The 15,291-nt window shown below is 70.1% G+C and carries 16 protein-coding genes; 12 read left to right on the top strand and 4 right to left on the bottom strand.

Annotated features, from left to right (window positions below):
- Positions 1-6 precede the first annotated feature (6 nt).
- From ACQP2T_RS19250 to ACQP2T_RS19220, 7 genes are read left to right on the top strand one after another with little or no spacing between them, the layout of a single operon-like run.
- A complete protein-coding gene (locus ACQP2T_RS19250; protein WP_433517481.1) occupies positions 7-1,725 on the top strand; it encodes an alpha/beta fold hydrolase in 1,719 nt (572 codons plus the stop codon).
- Positions 1,722-2,654: a DUF418 domain-containing protein gene (locus ACQP2T_RS19245; protein ID WP_433517480.1), complete on the top strand. Its 933-nt coding sequence runs from the start codon at positions 1,722-1,724 to the stop codon at positions 2,652-2,654. Before ACQP2T_RS19250 ends, ACQP2T_RS19245 begins: the two co-directional genes overlap by 4 nt.
- Positions 2,614-3,405, top strand: a complete 792-nt coding sequence (locus ACQP2T_RS19240; protein WP_433517479.1) for a carbon-nitrogen hydrolase family protein — start codon at positions 2,614-2,616, stop codon at positions 3,403-3,405. Before ACQP2T_RS19245 ends, ACQP2T_RS19240 begins: the two co-directional genes overlap by 41 nt.
- 9 nt (positions 3,406-3,414) lie before the next feature.
- Positions 3,415-3,861: a hypothetical protein gene (locus tag ACQP2T_RS19235; RefSeq protein ID WP_433517478.1), complete on the top strand. Its 447-nt coding sequence runs from the start codon at positions 3,415-3,417 to the stop codon at positions 3,859-3,861.
- Positions 3,858-4,253, top strand: coding sequence for a hypothetical protein (locus tag ACQP2T_RS19230; RefSeq protein WP_433517477.1), 396 nt, complete (start codon positions 3,858-3,860; stop codon positions 4,251-4,253). Before ACQP2T_RS19235 ends, ACQP2T_RS19230 begins: the two co-directional genes overlap by 4 nt.
- A 33-nt stretch (positions 4,254-4,286) precedes the next feature.
- A complete protein-coding gene (locus ACQP2T_RS19225; protein ID WP_433517476.1) occupies positions 4,287-4,784 on the top strand; it encodes a SigE family RNA polymerase sigma factor in 498 nt (165 codons plus the stop codon).
- Positions 4,781-6,781 carry a hypothetical protein gene (locus ACQP2T_RS19220; protein WP_433517475.1) on the top strand — a complete coding sequence of 667 codons (2,001 nt, stop codon included), beginning with the start codon at positions 4,781-4,783 and terminating at the stop codon, positions 6,779-6,781. Before ACQP2T_RS19225 ends, ACQP2T_RS19220 begins: the two co-directional genes overlap by 4 nt.
- 422 nt (positions 6,782-7,203) lie before the next feature.
- Here ACQP2T_RS19220 and ACQP2T_RS19215 read toward each other — a convergent pair whose 3' ends face one another.
- Positions 7,204-8,694, bottom strand: coding sequence for a carboxyl transferase domain-containing protein (locus ACQP2T_RS19215; RefSeq protein WP_433517474.1), 1,491 nt, complete (start codon positions 8,692-8,694; stop codon positions 7,204-7,206).
- Positions 8,695-8,764: 70 nt separating this feature from the next.
- Positions 8,765-9,937, bottom strand: coding sequence for a CaiB/BaiF CoA transferase family protein (locus tag ACQP2T_RS19210; protein WP_433517473.1), 1,173 nt, complete (start codon positions 9,935-9,937; stop codon positions 8,765-8,767).
- 78 nt (positions 9,938-10,015) lie between these two features.
- Between ACQP2T_RS19210 and ACQP2T_RS19205 the strand changes: the two genes are divergently transcribed.
- Positions 10,016-10,549 (top strand): uridine kinase family protein, encoded by a 534-nt coding sequence (locus ACQP2T_RS19205; protein ID WP_433517472.1) that lies wholly within the window; start codon positions 10,016-10,018, stop codon positions 10,547-10,549.
- 300 nt (positions 10,550-10,849) lie between these two features.
- Positions 10,850-11,440, top strand: coding sequence for a hypothetical protein (locus ACQP2T_RS19200; RefSeq protein WP_433517471.1), 591 nt, complete (start codon positions 10,850-10,852; stop codon positions 11,438-11,440).
- Positions 11,441-11,454: 14 nt separating this feature from the next.
- Here ACQP2T_RS19200 and ACQP2T_RS19195 read toward each other — a convergent pair whose 3' ends face one another.
- Entirely contained in the window at positions 11,455-11,784 is a 330-nt protein-coding gene (locus tag ACQP2T_RS19195; RefSeq protein WP_433517470.1) for a cellulose binding domain-containing protein, read from the bottom strand.
- A 193-nt stretch (positions 11,785-11,977) separates the two neighbouring features.
- Here ACQP2T_RS19195 and ACQP2T_RS19190 point away from each other — a divergent pair, with 193 nt between their 5' ends.
- On the top strand, positions 11,978-12,376 hold the full coding sequence (locus ACQP2T_RS19190; RefSeq protein WP_433517469.1) for a hypothetical protein: 399 nt from the start codon (positions 11,978-11,980) through the stop codon (positions 12,374-12,376).
- Here ACQP2T_RS19190 and ACQP2T_RS19185 read toward each other — a convergent pair.
- Positions 12,345-13,019, bottom strand: a complete 675-nt coding sequence (locus ACQP2T_RS19185) for a histidine phosphatase family protein (protein ID WP_433517468.1) — start codon at positions 13,017-13,019, stop codon at positions 12,345-12,347. The two genes, ACQP2T_RS19190 and ACQP2T_RS19185, sit on opposite strands and share 32 nt — an antisense overlap.
- Before the next feature lie 153 nt (positions 13,020-13,172).
- Between ACQP2T_RS19185 and ACQP2T_RS19180 the strand changes: the two genes are divergently transcribed.
- Both ACQP2T_RS19180 and ACQP2T_RS19175 read left to right on the top strand, forming a co-directional pair.
- The gene (locus tag ACQP2T_RS19180) at positions 13,173-13,697 is read left to right on the top strand and encodes an RNA polymerase sigma factor (protein WP_433517467.1); all 525 of its coding nucleotides are present in this window, start codon (positions 13,173-13,175) and stop codon (positions 13,695-13,697) included.
- Positions 13,690-14,799, top strand: coding sequence for a CU044_5270 family protein (locus ACQP2T_RS19175; protein ID WP_433517466.1), 1,110 nt, complete (start codon positions 13,690-13,692; stop codon positions 14,797-14,799). Before ACQP2T_RS19180 ends, ACQP2T_RS19175 begins: the two co-directional genes overlap by 8 nt.
- The last annotated feature ends 492 nt before the right edge of the window (positions 14,800-15,291 follow it).

Here is a 15,291-nt window from a genome sequence, read left to right as displayed (position 1 = left end):
CGTTGCGTGATCATTCGGGTCCTCCTCGCGCTCGCCCTCTCCGCGCCGCCCGTCATGGGTCCGGGCGGTGTCGAGAAGAGCGCGTGCCCTGTCGCCATGCCCGACGATACGACCTGCGGTTTCCTAGTCGTCCCCGAACGCAGGGACACGCCGGGCAAGACGATAAAGGTCGGCTACGCCGTGCACGCCTCGAAAGCCAAGGACCGCAAGCCCGATCCGGTCGTCTACATGAGCGGCGGCCCGGCCTCGGCGTCTATGCAGCTCACGGGGTTCTTGAGCCAGATGTTCCCCGACCGTGACGTGGTGGCCGTCGAGCAGCGCGGCAGCAAATACTCCCAGCCGACGCTGGGCTGCCCGGAGACGGCCGAGGCGATGCTGGACCGGCTTCGCGAGCCGTCGGCCGACGTCGGCGCCGCCGCGCTGAAGTGCCGGGAGCGGCTCACGCAGCAGGGCGTGGACCTGCGCGGCTACAACACCAAGGAGATCGCCGCCGACGTCGTCGAGCTGCGCAAGGCGCTCGGCTACCCCACCTGGAACCTGTTCGGGGTCAGCTACTCGACCCGGGTCATGATGGACGTGGCCGCCGCCGACCCGGCGGGGGTGCGCTCGGTGGTGCTCGACTCGTACCTGCCGGAGAAGGTCGGCTGGTACGACGACGCCGACCGCAACTTAACCGACACCGTGGCCAAGCTGGGGCTGCGCGAGCCGTTCGAGGCGATGGTGAAGCGGCTGAACGCCCGCCCGGCCCGGGTGCCGACCACGGACCCGCTGCTGGGCACCGCTTTCACCGCCCGGCTTACCGGCGACGACGTCTCCACGGTCATGGCGGAGGCGTTGCACGAGGCCGACGTGCTCGCCGTGGCGCCGGCGATGATCGACGCGCTGGCCACGGGCCACGACGAGTTGCTGCGCCCGCTCGCCGACGCGGTGGGCGACGCACTGGTCTCACACGAGTTCGGGCTGTATCACGCGGTGCAGTGCCAGGACGAGGTTCCGTTCAACACATACGCCACAAAATCCCGACTTTTCACCGTAAACAGTGACAAAGCGGTGTGTGATGCTTGGAAGCTTCCCAAGTCGGCACCCGTCAACGCCACCGCGAAGGCCCCGGTGCTCGTGGTGGGCGGCCAGTACGACCCCACGACGCCGACCAGGACCAGCGAGCCCGCCGCCAAGAGCCTGCCCAACGCCCGCTTCGTGGAGTTCGCGGGCACCGGCCACGCGGTGTTCCTGGCCAACGCCTGCGCCCGCCGCCACATCCTGGCCTTCGTGGACACCCCGTCAGGCGGGACGGCCGCACCCTGCTCGCCCGAGAAGGCGACCGTCTTCCCCCGGCTGAACCCGGGCGACGTACTCGCGACCGGCGCCCCGTACCAGATCTCGCTGTCGCCCTGGCTGGCCACCCCGTTCGCGCTGTTCGCGCTGGTGTCGCTGATCCAGCTGGTCGCGGGCGCGCTGAAGGGCCGGGCGCTGGCCGCCTTCGCCGGACTGGCGGGGACGGCGTTCACGGGGCTGGTCGGCTCGGCGGTGTGGAGCATGCTCAAGGAGAACGAGACCGCGCTGGCCGTCGGCCTGCCCGCCTCGGCCTGGCCGTACACCTGGGTGGCGGTCGGCTCGGCCGTACTGACGCTCGGTGCGCTCGCGCTGCGGCGGGGATGGCCGCAGGCGGTGGCCGCCGTCACAGCGGCCGGGTTCCTCGTATGGTGGTTCGCCTGGATCCTGTGAGGCGCATCCGAGAGCTCGACGCGCTCCGCGGCTTCGCGGTGGGCGGCATCATGCTGGTCAACACCTGGCAGCACGCCGTCCACGAGCCCAAGAACGGCATCGACTGGACCATCGACGCGCTGTTCCAGAGCCGGTTCTACCCGATCTTCTCGCTGCTGTTCGGCATCAGCTTCGTCCTGGTCCTGGAGCGGGCCGGGCGGTGGGTGCTGGTGCGCCGGCTGTTCTGGCTGCTGTGCTTCGGGCTGCTCCAGCGCACGTTCTACAGCGGCGAGGTGCTGACGGCCTACGCGGCGTTCGGGGCGCTGGTGCTGCTGCCCGCCTCGTTCCTGGCTAGCGGCCTGCCCATGGTGATCCTCGGGGTGGCCGCGGTCGTGTGGACGGTGTCGGTCGGGGCCGGGCCGTATCTCATCCCGGCGCTGTTCCTGCTCGGCATGGCGCTGATGGAGTCGCGCCCGTCCGGGCGGCTGCTGCTGCCGGTCTTCGCGGTCAGCGCGCTGGCCTCCGCCCTGCTCACCGCCGCCTGGACCACCAACCACAACTGGACCGTCTACAGCACGGCCGCGCTCGCCGGGGCCGCCGCCTACTCCACCGGCCTGCTGCTGGCCCTGCGGACCCGGTGGTCGGCGCCGCTGTCGGCGGTGCTGGAGCCGCTCGGGCGGATGGCGCTGACCAACTACATCTCCGGCACGCTGGTGATCGCCCTGGCGAGCCACCTGCTCAAGACCGACCCGACGCGCTGGTGGGTGATCGTGATCACCGTGGCGACGCTGGCCGTACAGGTTCCGTTCAGCGCGTGGTGGCTGTCGAGATTCAGGTACGGCCCGCTCGAGTGGGTCTGGCGGTGCCTGACCTGGTTTCGACGGGTGCCCAACCGGTTAGAGTCGGGCCGTGACCACAATCGCCCTCTGCCAGATCCCGGTGTCTCCTGACCCGTCTGCCAACCTCAAGAGGGTCCGCGAAGCGCTCGCCAAAGCCGAAGGCGCCGATCTGGCGATCTTCCCCGAGGCGACGCTGACCCGCTACGGCAGCCGGATCACCGACCTGGCCGAGCCGCTCGACGGGCCGTTCGTGTCCGGCGTGGCGCAGGCGGCCCGCGAGCACGGCATCGCGGTGATCGCCGGCGTGTTCGAGCCGGGCTCCGGCCGGGTGCACAACACCGCCGTGGCCATCGACGCGCACGGCTCCGTCAAGGCCGCCTACCGGAAGATCCACCTGTTCGACTCCTTCGGCGCGAAGGAGTCCGAGCTGGTCGCCCCCGGCGCCGAGCCCACCGTGGTGGAGCTGGCGGGGCTCCGCGTCGGGCTGATCACCTGCTACGACGTCCGCTTCCCCGAGCTGGCCAGAGCGCTGGTCGACCAGGGCGCCGAGCTGTTCGCGGTCATCGCCGCGTGGGGCTCGGGCCCGCTCAAGGAGGAGCACTGGACCACGCTGGTCCGGGCGCGGGCCCTGGAGAACACGACATGGACCGCCGCCGTCGGCCAGGCACCCAATCCGGCCGAGTCGAGCGACGGTTTCGGGGTGGGTCGCAGCATGTTGGTCGACCCGCTCGGTGTAGTCCGCGCCGATCTGGGCACCAATCCGGGCATTCAGGTCGTGGAGGTGGACCCGGAGGTGACCGCCGCGGCCAGGACCGCCCTGCCGTGCCTCGAACATCGCGTACTAGGTATCAAGCGATCGTAAAGTAGAACAGTGAGCAGAACGCAGATGCAGAAGGTCGTCCCGCCGCGTCTGCTCGTGCCATACCTATCGGGTAAACGCACGGTCATCTCCGGCTACGTCTACCGGCTTCAGGACTGCGTCCGGCTGACGACCCCCAGACAGCTCTACTACGGACTCGACCTTTCGTTCGAGGGATCGGAGCTGACGGCCGACGTGCCCGAGCTCTATGTCATGCGCTGGTACACCCGCGACGCCGACACCTACGCCGTTCCGTACGGACCGCATATGGGCGGTGACTGGAGCGACGCGCCGCCGTTCGCCGGAAACGGGTTCACCACCTCGCGCGAGCACGTGGTCCCGCAGTTCCACACCACGCCGATCCCCATCCCCGCGGGCGCGGAGATCGTGCACATCACCCCCGAACAGGAGCGGCCGTTCGCCACCTACGACGGGCTCACCTGGCGGCCCGCCGCATGAGTGACGAGATCACCCCCGTGGCCGCCGGCTTCGTCGCGCGGTTCGCCGAGCGCACGCTGCCCGCCGCGCTCGGCCCCGACAGCGACCAGGTGGTGCTGTTCAGCGAGGAGAAGCTCGACGGGTTCGAGCCGGGCTCCGGCTACTGGCGGCGCACGGTCGGCCGCGCCGAGCTCGACTGGCTGGTGCTGATCCGCACGGTCGGGGCGTTCGGCGGCGAGCCGTGCATCGTGCTCGACGAGGACGACGACGGCCTGCACATCGCCTACACCGGCCACAGCGGCATGAAGGCGGAGGCGCTCGGCTACTGGATGGTCGACCACGGCGCCTACGAGGTCGTGGTGCCCCGTGAGGAGGTCTTCTCGATCCGCGTCGAACGGATTCCCGTCCCCTAGTCAACCGACGCCCGCCTTGGGTGTCTCTGTACTGTGATCGACTCCTCCACCATGGCGCAGCCGTCATTCGCCGAGCTGTTCGCCGCCCACTACCACCCCCTGGTACGGCTGGCGGGCCTGCTCGGCGCCGACGACCCGGAGGACATCGCCCAGGAGGCGTTCTCCCGGCTGCACATCAGACGGCTGCGCGACGACGGTGCGGCGGTGTCGTACCTGCGCGCGATCGTCTGCAACCTCACCCGCAACCGCCTGCGCCACCTCAGGCTGGTCCGGCTGCGCCGCCCCGATCCTCCCGAGCACGAACGCAGCAGCGAGCACGCGGTGATCGTCGCCGAGGAGCACCGCGAACTGCTCGCGGCGCTCGACCGCCTCCCGCGCAGGCAGCGCGAGGCCCTCGTCCTGCGTTACTGGCTCGACCTGTCCGAACGCGAGATCGCCGACGTCATGGGCGTCTCGACGGGTTCGGTCAAGACCCACGCCAGCAGGGCCCTGGCCGCGCTGGGCAAGGCGCTGAAGGAGGAGGACCAGTGAGCGACCTGGAAGCACGCCTGCGGGCGGCACTCGAAGCCCGCGCCCAGACCTACGAGGCCGATCCGAACGCCTGGCGCAACGTCCAGCGCCGCACTCCCCCACCGGTGCCGCGCGGACGGTGGCTGCTCGCCGCCCTGCCCCTCGCCCTGCTCGCCATCTTCGTCCCCATCCTGCTCAACGGGGGCCTGGGCCGGAACAGCGCGAGCGACCCCGACACTGTCTACAAGCAGCTCATGGAGGGCAAGACGACGGCCGGCGAGCAGGTGGTGGTGGACGACACGGCGCGGGGCAAGCCGCTGCGCCTGTGGTTCGCCAGGGACCCGCTCGGCGTCCCCGAAGTGTGCTTCGTCGCCGTCCCGGCGGACGGCGATCCGTACGGCTCATGCCACGACCTGCGCACGGCCGAGATCTTCGAACGCAGCGGCATGTACGAGGGCTCCACCCGCGCCGACACCCCATCCGCCTACGTGGACTACGGCGTGGCCGACAACGACGTGGCCAAGGTCACCGCCGTGCTGGCGGACGGCCGGCGTGTCGAGGCGACCGTGCACCGCTCCGAGGGCGCCCCGATGATCATCTGGACGCTGGCCCTGTCGGCCGGGGACAAGGTGTCCACGGTGGAATTCACCGACGCGCGCGGCAGGCGAGGCTCCGACGCCTCACCCAAGCGCCTGGCCGGCGAGAGCGTCAGGCACACACCGATCGGCCAGCCGATGCAGCTGCCCGGCGAGGTCACCGTGCGCCCCTACGACGACAAGGTCCAGGGCCGCAGTGTGTTCTGGTTCCGCGGGACCAAGGAGCTCGGCTGGGTCAACCTCGACCTGAAGGATCCGATGACGGCCAAAGCGCCCATGATCCATTTCCAGGACGGACTCATGTACACCGCTACGAAGCGGAACACCGTCAAGATCCAGATGGCGGTCGGCTCCGACGCCCCGATCACCATGCAGGGCATCCCCGATCCGTGGAACCTCGGCCTCAACCTGTTCACCGCCGCAGAACTGCCCCCGCTCGACTGGTCCCTCGGCGGCTGGTGGGCGGGCTACGACGCCGCGGGCAAGCAGCTCTGGCGCGAAGACCAGCCACGCCGCACCTCGTCGCCGAAGTCGAACTTCAAGCAGACCGGCGAGCCCATCACCGTCCCCGGAACCGACGACTTCAGCAAGGGACCGGTACGGCTCTCGTTCGGCAAGTACCCCTACTCGGAGGGCCTGGAGCTGTGCGCCACCGGTGGAACCGGTGCCAACGGCGGGGACCAGGGCGGTTGCGCCCGGGTGCGGCCCGAACCGCCGTCCGTCAGCTTCTCCAGCGGCCGGGTGGAGACCTACCTGCCGCTGCCGGGCAGCGTCGTCGCCTTCGGCGCGGCCGAGGACGACTGGCTGTCCGTCGACGCGGTGCTGGAGGACGGACGCCGCCTGCCCGCCACCCTGACCCGCGGCAAGGACCTGCCCGCGCCCGTGTGGTGGGTCAGATACCCGAGGGACGCGAAAGTGAGAGCCTTCGCGTACAAGGTGCGCGGAAAACAACTCGAACAGGTCGACCTGACGAAGCGCGGCTGGTGCTGGGAGGACAAGAAACCCCTCGACGCCGGTTACGCCTTCCCCAGCGGGCTCACCGCCCACATGTACGCCGACACGTGCGTCAAGTGGACGAAGGACGGCAAGGAGCAGGCGGGCTCCTTCCAGGCCGTCCCAGGCGGGAAGCTGAGCGGCATGATCGCCGCCCCTGAGCTCCCCCTGCAGTGGGCGCAGGACAAACGGGAATGGTACGGCTTCACCGTGCCCGGCACTGCCAAGGTCGAGGTCACGCTCAAGGGCGGCGGGCACGCCACCGCGAACACCGTTCCCGACCCCTGGGACCAGGGCGTGCTGCTGTTCGCCGGACCGGTGCCCGAAGCGGTCGCCAAGCAGGGACTGTCCTGGCCGGGCATGCGGTTCACCGGCTACGACGCCGACGGCGGGGTGCTCTGGACGTACCAGGGGAAGGAGCCGGAGTAACGGCCCTGGCGGGCCGTGGCGACGGTCCGCCAGGGTATGAACTGTCGTGGGCATTCGCTATGCGAGCCGGTGGTTACCGTTAGAACTGTTGTTGGATTTCTCTGGCTTGATCGGTTGCGACGGTTGGTAATCGTGCGGTAATTTTCTGTCACAGCCGGGTGCCTGACTGAGCGCCCGGTCCCCGCCCCCGTTGGTGTCCGCATCAACGGGAAAGCGTCCGGCGGGGCGGTGGCCCAAGAGGCACACTCCCTCCAGCAGTGCGCAGTCAGGCCCCGACAACGCGGTTCTCAAACCACGGTCCGCCCGGCTTGCCGAACGGACGCGGCTTCGGCTTCCACCAGATCACGACCCGACCTCGGTCGGGCGCGACGAGACTACGCCGATGTCCGCTTTACCTAGGTAAACACAGGGAACCGAAGACGCTAGCCGCCCAGGTTGCGGTAGCGGGCCTGGCGGGCCGCTCGACGGTCCGCCGGGCTCCGGGCCAGCAGCCCGGCGATCTCGTACTCCAGCGCCCGTCCCACCCGCTCGCAGAACGCGCGCGGCTCGTACGCGGCGTCGGGCACCTCCGGGATCACCCGGTCGACGATCCCGTCACGCCGCAGGTCGGTGGCCCGCACCCGCTGCTGCTGGGCGATCTCCGGCGCGAAGTCCACACTGCGGTAGAGGATCGCCGAGGCGCCCTCCGGCGGCAACGGCGACAACCACGCGTGCTGCGCGCACAGCACCCGGTCGGCGGGCAGCAGGGCCAGCGCCGCGCCGCCCGCGCCCTCGCCGAGCAGCAGGCACACCGTCGGCGCGTCGAGCATGACCAGGTCGGCCAGGCAGCGGGCGATCTCCGCGGCCAGCCCGCCCTCCTCGGCCGCCTTCGACAGCGCCGCGCCCGCCGTGTCGATCACGGTGACCAGGGGCAGCCCCAGCTCGGCGGCCAGCCGCATGCCGCGCCTGGCCATCCGCAGCCCGCCGGGGCCGAGCGGCGAGCTGGGCCGCGCCCGGCGCCGGTCCTGGCCGAGCACGACGGCCGGCGCGCCGCCGAACCGCGCCAGCGCCAGCAGCAGGCCCGGCTCGTTCTCCCCCGCGCCGTTGCCGGTGAGCGGGGTCACATCGGTGGCGGCCAGTTTGAGCAGCGTGCGCGCCCCCGGACGGTCGTCGCGGCGCGAGCGGGTGATCGCCTCCCACGCCTCCACCGGCCGCAGGTCCTCCTCGGGCGGCTCGCCGGCGACCAGCCCGGTACGTTCGGCGCACAGCACCGACAGCGCCCTGATCGCCACCTCCCGCGCGTCGTCGGCCGACACCACCGCGTCGACCAGCCCGTGCTCGTGCAGGTTCTCCGCCACCTGTACGCCTTCGGGGAACGGATAACCGTGCAACGACTCGAACACCCGCGGCCCCAGGAACCCGATCAAAGCCCCCGGCTCCGCGGCCGTGACATGCCCGAGCGAACCCCACGACGCGAACACCCCACCGGTCGTCGGATGCCGCAAATACACCACGAACGGCAGGCCCGCCCCGCGATGCGCCTGCACCGCGGCGGTGATCTTCACCATCTGCACGAACGCGAGCGCGCCCTCCTGCATCCTGGTGCCGCCCGAGGCGGGCGCGGCCAGCAGCGGCAGCCGCTCACGGGTGGCCCGCTCGGCCGCGGCGACGACCCGCTCGGCCGCCGCCACCCCGATCGACCCGGCCATGAACGAGAACTCGGAGACCACCACGGCCACCCGCCGCCCGTCGAGCAGGCCCTCACCGGTGACGACGGACTCGTCGTAGCCGGACTTGGCGCGGGCCGCGGCCAGCTCGTCGGCGTAGGAGGAGCCCGGCGCCACCGGATCGGCGGGCGGCGCGTCCCACGACTTCCACGATCCCGCGTCAAGGACCGTTTCGATCAGTGTGCGCGCGTCCGGACGGCTCACCATGGCTCCCTACTAACCGGCGATGTCGGAATGTTGACGCACCAGAGCGCCCGCCGGTGCCATCGGATTCGCATCACCCCTCGCGCTCTTCCAGCCAGCTGAGCACAGCGTCGCCGTCCTGGCCCAGGGCGGGCGGCGCCGTGTGCGTCACCTCGCCGGCACCCTCTTCGGGGCCGTCTTCGAAGCGCAGCGGGGGGCCCGGCAGTTCGATGCGGCCGAGTACGGGATGGTCCACCTCGATCACCAGGCCCTGCGAGCGGGTCTGGTCCCAGGTGTAGACCTCGTCGATCGAGCGGATCGCGCCCGCGGGCACTCCCGCCTCGCCGAGCCTGGCCAGCCAGTGGCCGCGGTCGTGCGCGGCCAGAGCCTTCTCCATGTCGGCGATCAGCTCATCCCGGTGCGCGAATCGCTCCCTGTTCGTCGCATATTTAGCCACATCTGGGTCTATGCCCAGTAGGGCGGCCACCTTCTTCCACTGACCGTCGTTGGCCGCCGCGATCTGCAGCATCCCGTCGGCGCAATGGAAGGCGCCGTAGGGGGCGATCGAGGCGTGGTGGTTGCCGTTCGCGCCGGGCACCTGGCCGCCCACGGTCCACGCCGTGCCGTGGTAGGAGTGCACACCGGTGACGGCGGCCAGCAGGGACGTACGCACCACCCGGCCCCTGCCGGTCCGCTCGCGCTCGTACAGGGCTCCGGTCACGCCGTACGCGCCGTGGATGCCCGCGAGCAGGTCGGCGATGGACGCGCCCACGCGGTACGGCTCGTCGCGCGAGGGGCCCGTCAGCGACATCAGGCCGGCCTCACCCTGGGCGATCTGGTCGTAGCCCGGCCGGCCGCCCTCGGGCCCGTCGTGGCCGAAGCCGGTGATCGACAGGATGACCAGGCGCGGGTTGAGCTTGTGCAGCCGCTCGACGGAGAAGCCGAGGCGGTCGAGCACTCCGGTACGGAAGTTCTCGATGAGCACGTCGCTCTGGCGTACCAGGCGCTCGACGAGCTGTTTGCCGGCGGCGGACTTCAGGTCGATGGCGATGGACTGCTTGTTGCGGTTCGCCGCCAGAAAATACGTGGAAATATCGTGATCCGGCCCGACGAAGGGCGGCCCCCAGCCCCGGGACTCGTCTCCTCCGTCCGGATGCTCCACCTTGATCACCCGGGCGCCGAGATCGCCGAGCATCTGAGCGGCGTGCGGGCCGGCCAAGGCCCTGGACAGATCCAGCACCACGATGTCACCAAGGGGTCCGGGCAAGGTCAGCCTCCAGAATTGCGTTCGTGGCGAAAGAGTAGTCTTTCAGGCTTCGTGTCTCCTTCACCTACCCTGGGAGCCGTGGAATCGCCCGTCCGCCGCATCCAGGCGCTCGATCCGTCGTGCGGGCCGGTCCGGCTGGTCGCCGTCGACGGCCCCGCCGGGTCGGGCAAGACCACGTTCGCCGGCGAACTGGCCGCCGAACTCGGCTGCCAGGTGGTGCACAGCGACGACTTCCCGGTCCCGTGGGACGAGGGCCCCGGCGGCTGGTTCGACGCCCTCGACACGCAGGTGCTCCGCCCGCTCCAGCGCGGACTCCCGGGCGCGTTCCGCCGTTATGACTGGGTACGCGGCGAATACACGGACCTGATCACGGTCCCTGCCGCACCGACCCTGATCATCGAAGGCGTGGGCACGGCCCGCCGATCGGCGGCCCATCTGCTGGCGTTCACCATCTGGGTGGAGGCCCCCGAAGAGGTGCGGCTGCGCCGGGTCATCGAGCGCGACGGGCCTGAGCTCGAACCTCGGTGGCGGGTCTGGTTCGCCACCGAGCAGGAATGGTTCGACGCCGACGACACCCGGGCCCGGGCGGATCTGGTCAACGTCAACGGTTAATCTCCGCTGCCTGTCACGGCCGCCGCAAGATCGGCAAGACCTTTCCGGCGAAATCCGCCTCCAGGATCGGTGCGGCAATCGCGGGCGCGAAGGCGACAATTCTGGAGGTTCGGTCAGCGGACCGCCGCTCCTGGCCCTCGATACGCAGGTGATCCGCTCGCTCCAGCGCGGACTCCCGGGCGCGTTGATTCGCGCGGTCGCCTTTACAAAGTAGATCCATGCAGAAACATGGCCATTTCCCGGCACGCACGATGAGGCGCCGAGCCGGGAATGCGCTGTGCGTCTCTATATTCTCGGACAGTGGACATGGATGGTGGAGCGTCCGGCGATTCCAACCCGGGAAGAAAGCGCGGCCTCCCCGAAATCGACCCCACTCTCCGGGCCACCGCGGCGGCGGCGGCAGGCGGCACGCTCGCCATCTGGTGGCCCGCGTTCACGCTCGGCGCGTACGGCGCCATCTTCTTCGACGCCGTGATGGGGATCTGGGCCGTGGCCGCGGCCATGCTGCTCTCGGGCCTGCTGCTACGCAGCAGACGCGCCCTACCTTGGGCAGGCTGGGTCGCGCTGGCACTCCCCTCGACCTGGATCGCGCTGGCCGTCCTGACGCCGAGAACGCACGGGTTTCGCTATCTCCACTATTTCGAGGTGGTGCTCACCCTGGCGGGCGCGCCGGCCCTGGCCTGGCTCATGACGAGAATCCTGCTGCCCGAATACGCCGGACTCCCCGCGCTGCACCGGCTGCGGGCCATCGCTGTCATCATCGTCGTCGGCGTCCTGGCCTTCCTGCTCGGCAAATTCAATTACCTGTTCCTCACCTGTGCCGATTTCGACGTCAGCGGCAACAACACTCCGCCCGGCTGCGTGCAGGGCCTGCCCTTCCACCTCCTCTGAGAGGATCGCGCCGGTCAGTTGTAGACCACGTCGCAGAGCGTGCCGGCGAGCCTGAAGGCGTACGCGTGGCCGTACACGCCGGTGTAGGTGCCGTTGAAGCCGAACGTGTACGTCTCGCCGATCACCACGTTGGGGTGATACGCCGGGAGGGTGAACACGGGGTGCTGCATGTTGCCCACGGTCAGGATCGCGTCCCACGCGATCTGGGCGGCCTGGTTCGCGGGGAGGATCATCGTGACCTGCCCGGCGGGCGGGATGATGCCGCGACTGGTGACGGCGACCGACGCCGTGAAGCCGTTCACCCAGATCGGGTCGACCGTGTAGGTGACCAGGCACGGGGCCATGAGCCGTGTCGACGCGGCCGCTCGAGCCGGGGCGGTGAGGAGCAGCAGGGCGGTGATCGCGGAGCTCGCTAATCGCGATCGTGAGGCGGAGCTCCGAGGGTGTCAAGAGCGCCGGCCCCGGCAGCCGCGCCTTTGCTTAAAGTTATCGAACGATCACAATGGGTAAAGGCATCGTCAAGGCACAGGGCACCCCATGGCTGATCTCATCGAGCGAAAGCTGCGGCACTTCTTCGAGCTGATGGACCGCGACGGCAGCGCCACCCTGGAACTCGCCGACTATCTCACTGCCGCCGACGGCGTCAGCGCGTCGTTCGGGCTGACGCCCGGATCGCCCGAGTACGAGGCTGTACGCGAGACGTTCCGCCGGTTCTGGGAGGACGTGGTCCAGCCCATGGACACCGACGACGACGCCCCGAAGACGTGCGACTGCGCCGGGTCATCGAGCGCGACGGGCCGGAGCTCGAACCTCGGTGGCGCGTGTGGTTCGCCGCCGAGCAGGAATGGTTCGACGCCGACGACACGCGGGCCCGGGCCGATCTCATCAAAAGTGGTTGAGGTCGCTATAAGGACCGCAGGTGGTCGATGTCGTTGAAGGACAGCAGCTCAAGACGGCCGTCCAGCGCCTCCCACGTAGAGACGGACGCGTTGAGCACGGGCGCGAACGCGTCCATGGCGGCCAGCTCGGCGTCCGGCGTCTCGGCGATCACATGCCGCAGGGTCAGCACCACCGCGTCGTGCGCGACGATCAGCACCCGCCGCCCGTCGGCCCGCGCGCCCAGGTCACCGACCGCCGCGCGCACCCGGACCGCCACGTCACCCACCGACTCACCGCCCGGCGGCCGATAGTCGTAGTCCCCCGCCGCCCGCCACCGCGCCAGCTCCTCGGGATGGCGCCGCTCGATCTCCGCATCGTTGTACGGAGCGAGCACCCCCCGCTCCCGGTCCCTGAGCCGCTCGTCCGTCGTCACCGGCAACGCCCGCCACACCTCTGAGGCGCTCGCCCAGGTGTCGAGCGCACGCTGATAGGGCGAGCACCACACGACCTCGGGCGCCTCCTCCGCCGGCAGCGCCCCCAGCAACTGCCCGAGCGCCCCGGCCTGCCGCCGGCCCAGGGCCGTCAGAGTCACCTCGTCATCGCCACGCTCGTAGACGAGTGGCGTGTCGCCCGCTCGCCGGTAGGCGGCATTCGCCTCGCTTTCGCCGTGTCGTACGGCGAGGATTCGCGACGGTCCCATGTAGTGCATGCTGCCATAGACGCGCGGGATCGCCTTTACAAAGTAGACCTATGGGCGTCGCTGCCGCGCCGGCGACGCCCGGCCCGAGCCCGTGAAACCATTCCCCACGAAAGGGCAACAACGGGCGTGATAGTTCGAAATCCCGGCAACGGGGTGGAACGCTTACCGGTTCCTCCCAACCTCTTCGACGAGCACTTCGCCGATATCCACCGGTACATCGCCCGCCGCCTGTCCGAGGACGTGGCCGATGACCTGGCCGCGGAGGTCTTCGTGATCGCCCTGCATGGGGGATACGACCCGTCGCTCGGCCCCGCCAGACCCTGGCTGTACGGCATCGCGACCAATCTCGTCGCCCGGCACCGCCGTACCGAGATCAGGCGGTGGAAGGCGATCGCCAGGGCGGCGGAGCGCGACGGCGCGAGCCACGAGGACGAGGTGCTCGACCGGGTGACCGCCGCCCGCTTCACCGGGCCGCTGGCGGGGGCGCTGGCCGGGCTGAAGCAGCGCGACCGGGACGTGGTGCTGCTGGTCGCGCTGGGCGGGCTGAGCCACGCCGAGGTGGCCACCGCCCTGGGGATCCCTTTCGGAACCGTCGCGTCCCGGCTGAGCCGGGCGCGCAAGCAGCTGCGCCGGGCGCTCGGCGAGGTCAACCCGCTGAAGGAGGACTCCGATGGATGAGCTGGACCTGCTCGCTCGCTCCCTGCCCGACACGCGGCCGCCGTCGCCCGAAGTCGTGGCGCGCGCCCGCGCCCGCCTCGCCGCCGCCCGGGCCCCTCGAGTTCGGGCCCCTCTATGGATCCTGTGGGCGCCACTGGCCACGGCCGCGATCGTGGCCCTGGTCTTCGCGCTGGTGACGAACCTGACCTCCGCCCCTGCCGTGCTCAAGCCGCCGAGGGACAACCAGGAACTGTTCGACCTGGCCGACAGGATCGAGAAGCTTCCGGCGCGGAGCGGCGCCTACTGGCGTGAGGTGACGATCGACGGAAGCCTGCTGTTCACCGGCGAGTACACCCTCATGCTGGGCGGGCGCCGGGAGGACTGGCAGCCGCGCGACCCCGCCGATCCGGTGCTCAGGTGGACATGGCGGCAGAGCGCCCGCCTGGCCACGGCTGTGGACGAGGGCGCCTGGCGGATATCGGGATCTCCCGACCGGGTCAAGGGGCCGTGCGAAACCGGCGAGTCGTGCCCTTCGATTCCGATCGCCGACGAGCCGCAGGACTGCAGCTACAGCTCAAATGTGGACTCCACGGGAAGGTATCCCGACAGCTCGGTCGGCGAGTTCACCCTGGCCAAGCTGGCGGCGATCCCCACGGATCCGGCCAAACTCATGAAGCGGCTTCGCTCCTACCACGAGATCTGGAACGGCCGCGGCTTCACGCAGCCTTTCGAGAAGTTCCTGCCCACCACCGCGAATCTCCTGAGCATGCCGCTCAACCCCGCCCAGCGCGCCGCGATCATCCGCGTCCTGGCCGGCCTGCCGACCACAAAGGTCGTGGGCCCGGTGACGGACCCACTGGGCAGAAAGGGCATATCCGTGGACTTGGGCGAGGCGGGCGGCTCCCTCCTGTACGCCGGCAAATCACGCCCGGAGCTACCGGTCTACTACAGGCTGATCCTCGACCCAGGGACGGGGGAGCCACTCTCCCGCGTCTCCTACGCGGCCCGCACGGCTCTTGGGGCGACCAAGGGCGAGGTCGTGAGCTACAGCGCTCGCGGCCCGGGGTCGGGCTGGTCCAGCCCGCCGGCTTCTCCCCCAAAGGGGTGCAAGAAGGAGAAATAACGGAGTTGTGATCCTGGCCGCGGTGCGCACGCACGGCGGCCACGGTAATCACATCGGCTCACGGAAACGTGGTCATTTCTCGGATGGAGCGTCCGGCGATCCCAGCTCGAGTCGGAAGCGCGGCCTCCCCGAGATCAACCCCACTCTCCGGGCCACCGCGGCGGCATCGGCGGATGGCACTCCCCTGTTCCTTAATTGCGCGGAGTTCGACATCAGCGGCAACAACACCCCACCCGGCTGCGCACAAGGCCCGCCTTTCCCTCTTTTCTGAGAGAACCGCGCCCGAAGCCCCCGACCGGCCGTTCTGAGGCGCCCGGTTGGTTGTGAAGCCGAACGTGCATGTCTCGCCGATCGCCACGTTGGGGTGATACGCCCCGGGCGGCCTCGTTCGCGGGGAGGTCCATCGTGACCTGCCGGGTGGGCGGGCTGATGCCGCGGTTGGTGACGACGGCTCCGAGGGTGTCAATGGCGCACGAGCAGGCACCCGCAGGG

This window comes from Nonomuraea sp. CA-143628 (assembly GCF_050942315.1).
In the GTDB taxonomy this organism is placed as follows: Bacteria; Actinomycetota; Actinomycetes; order Streptosporangiales; family Streptosporangiaceae; genus Nonomuraea.
The sequence above is the reverse complement of the archived record's forward strand: the minus strand, read 5'-3'. Positions and strand labels throughout refer to the sequence as shown.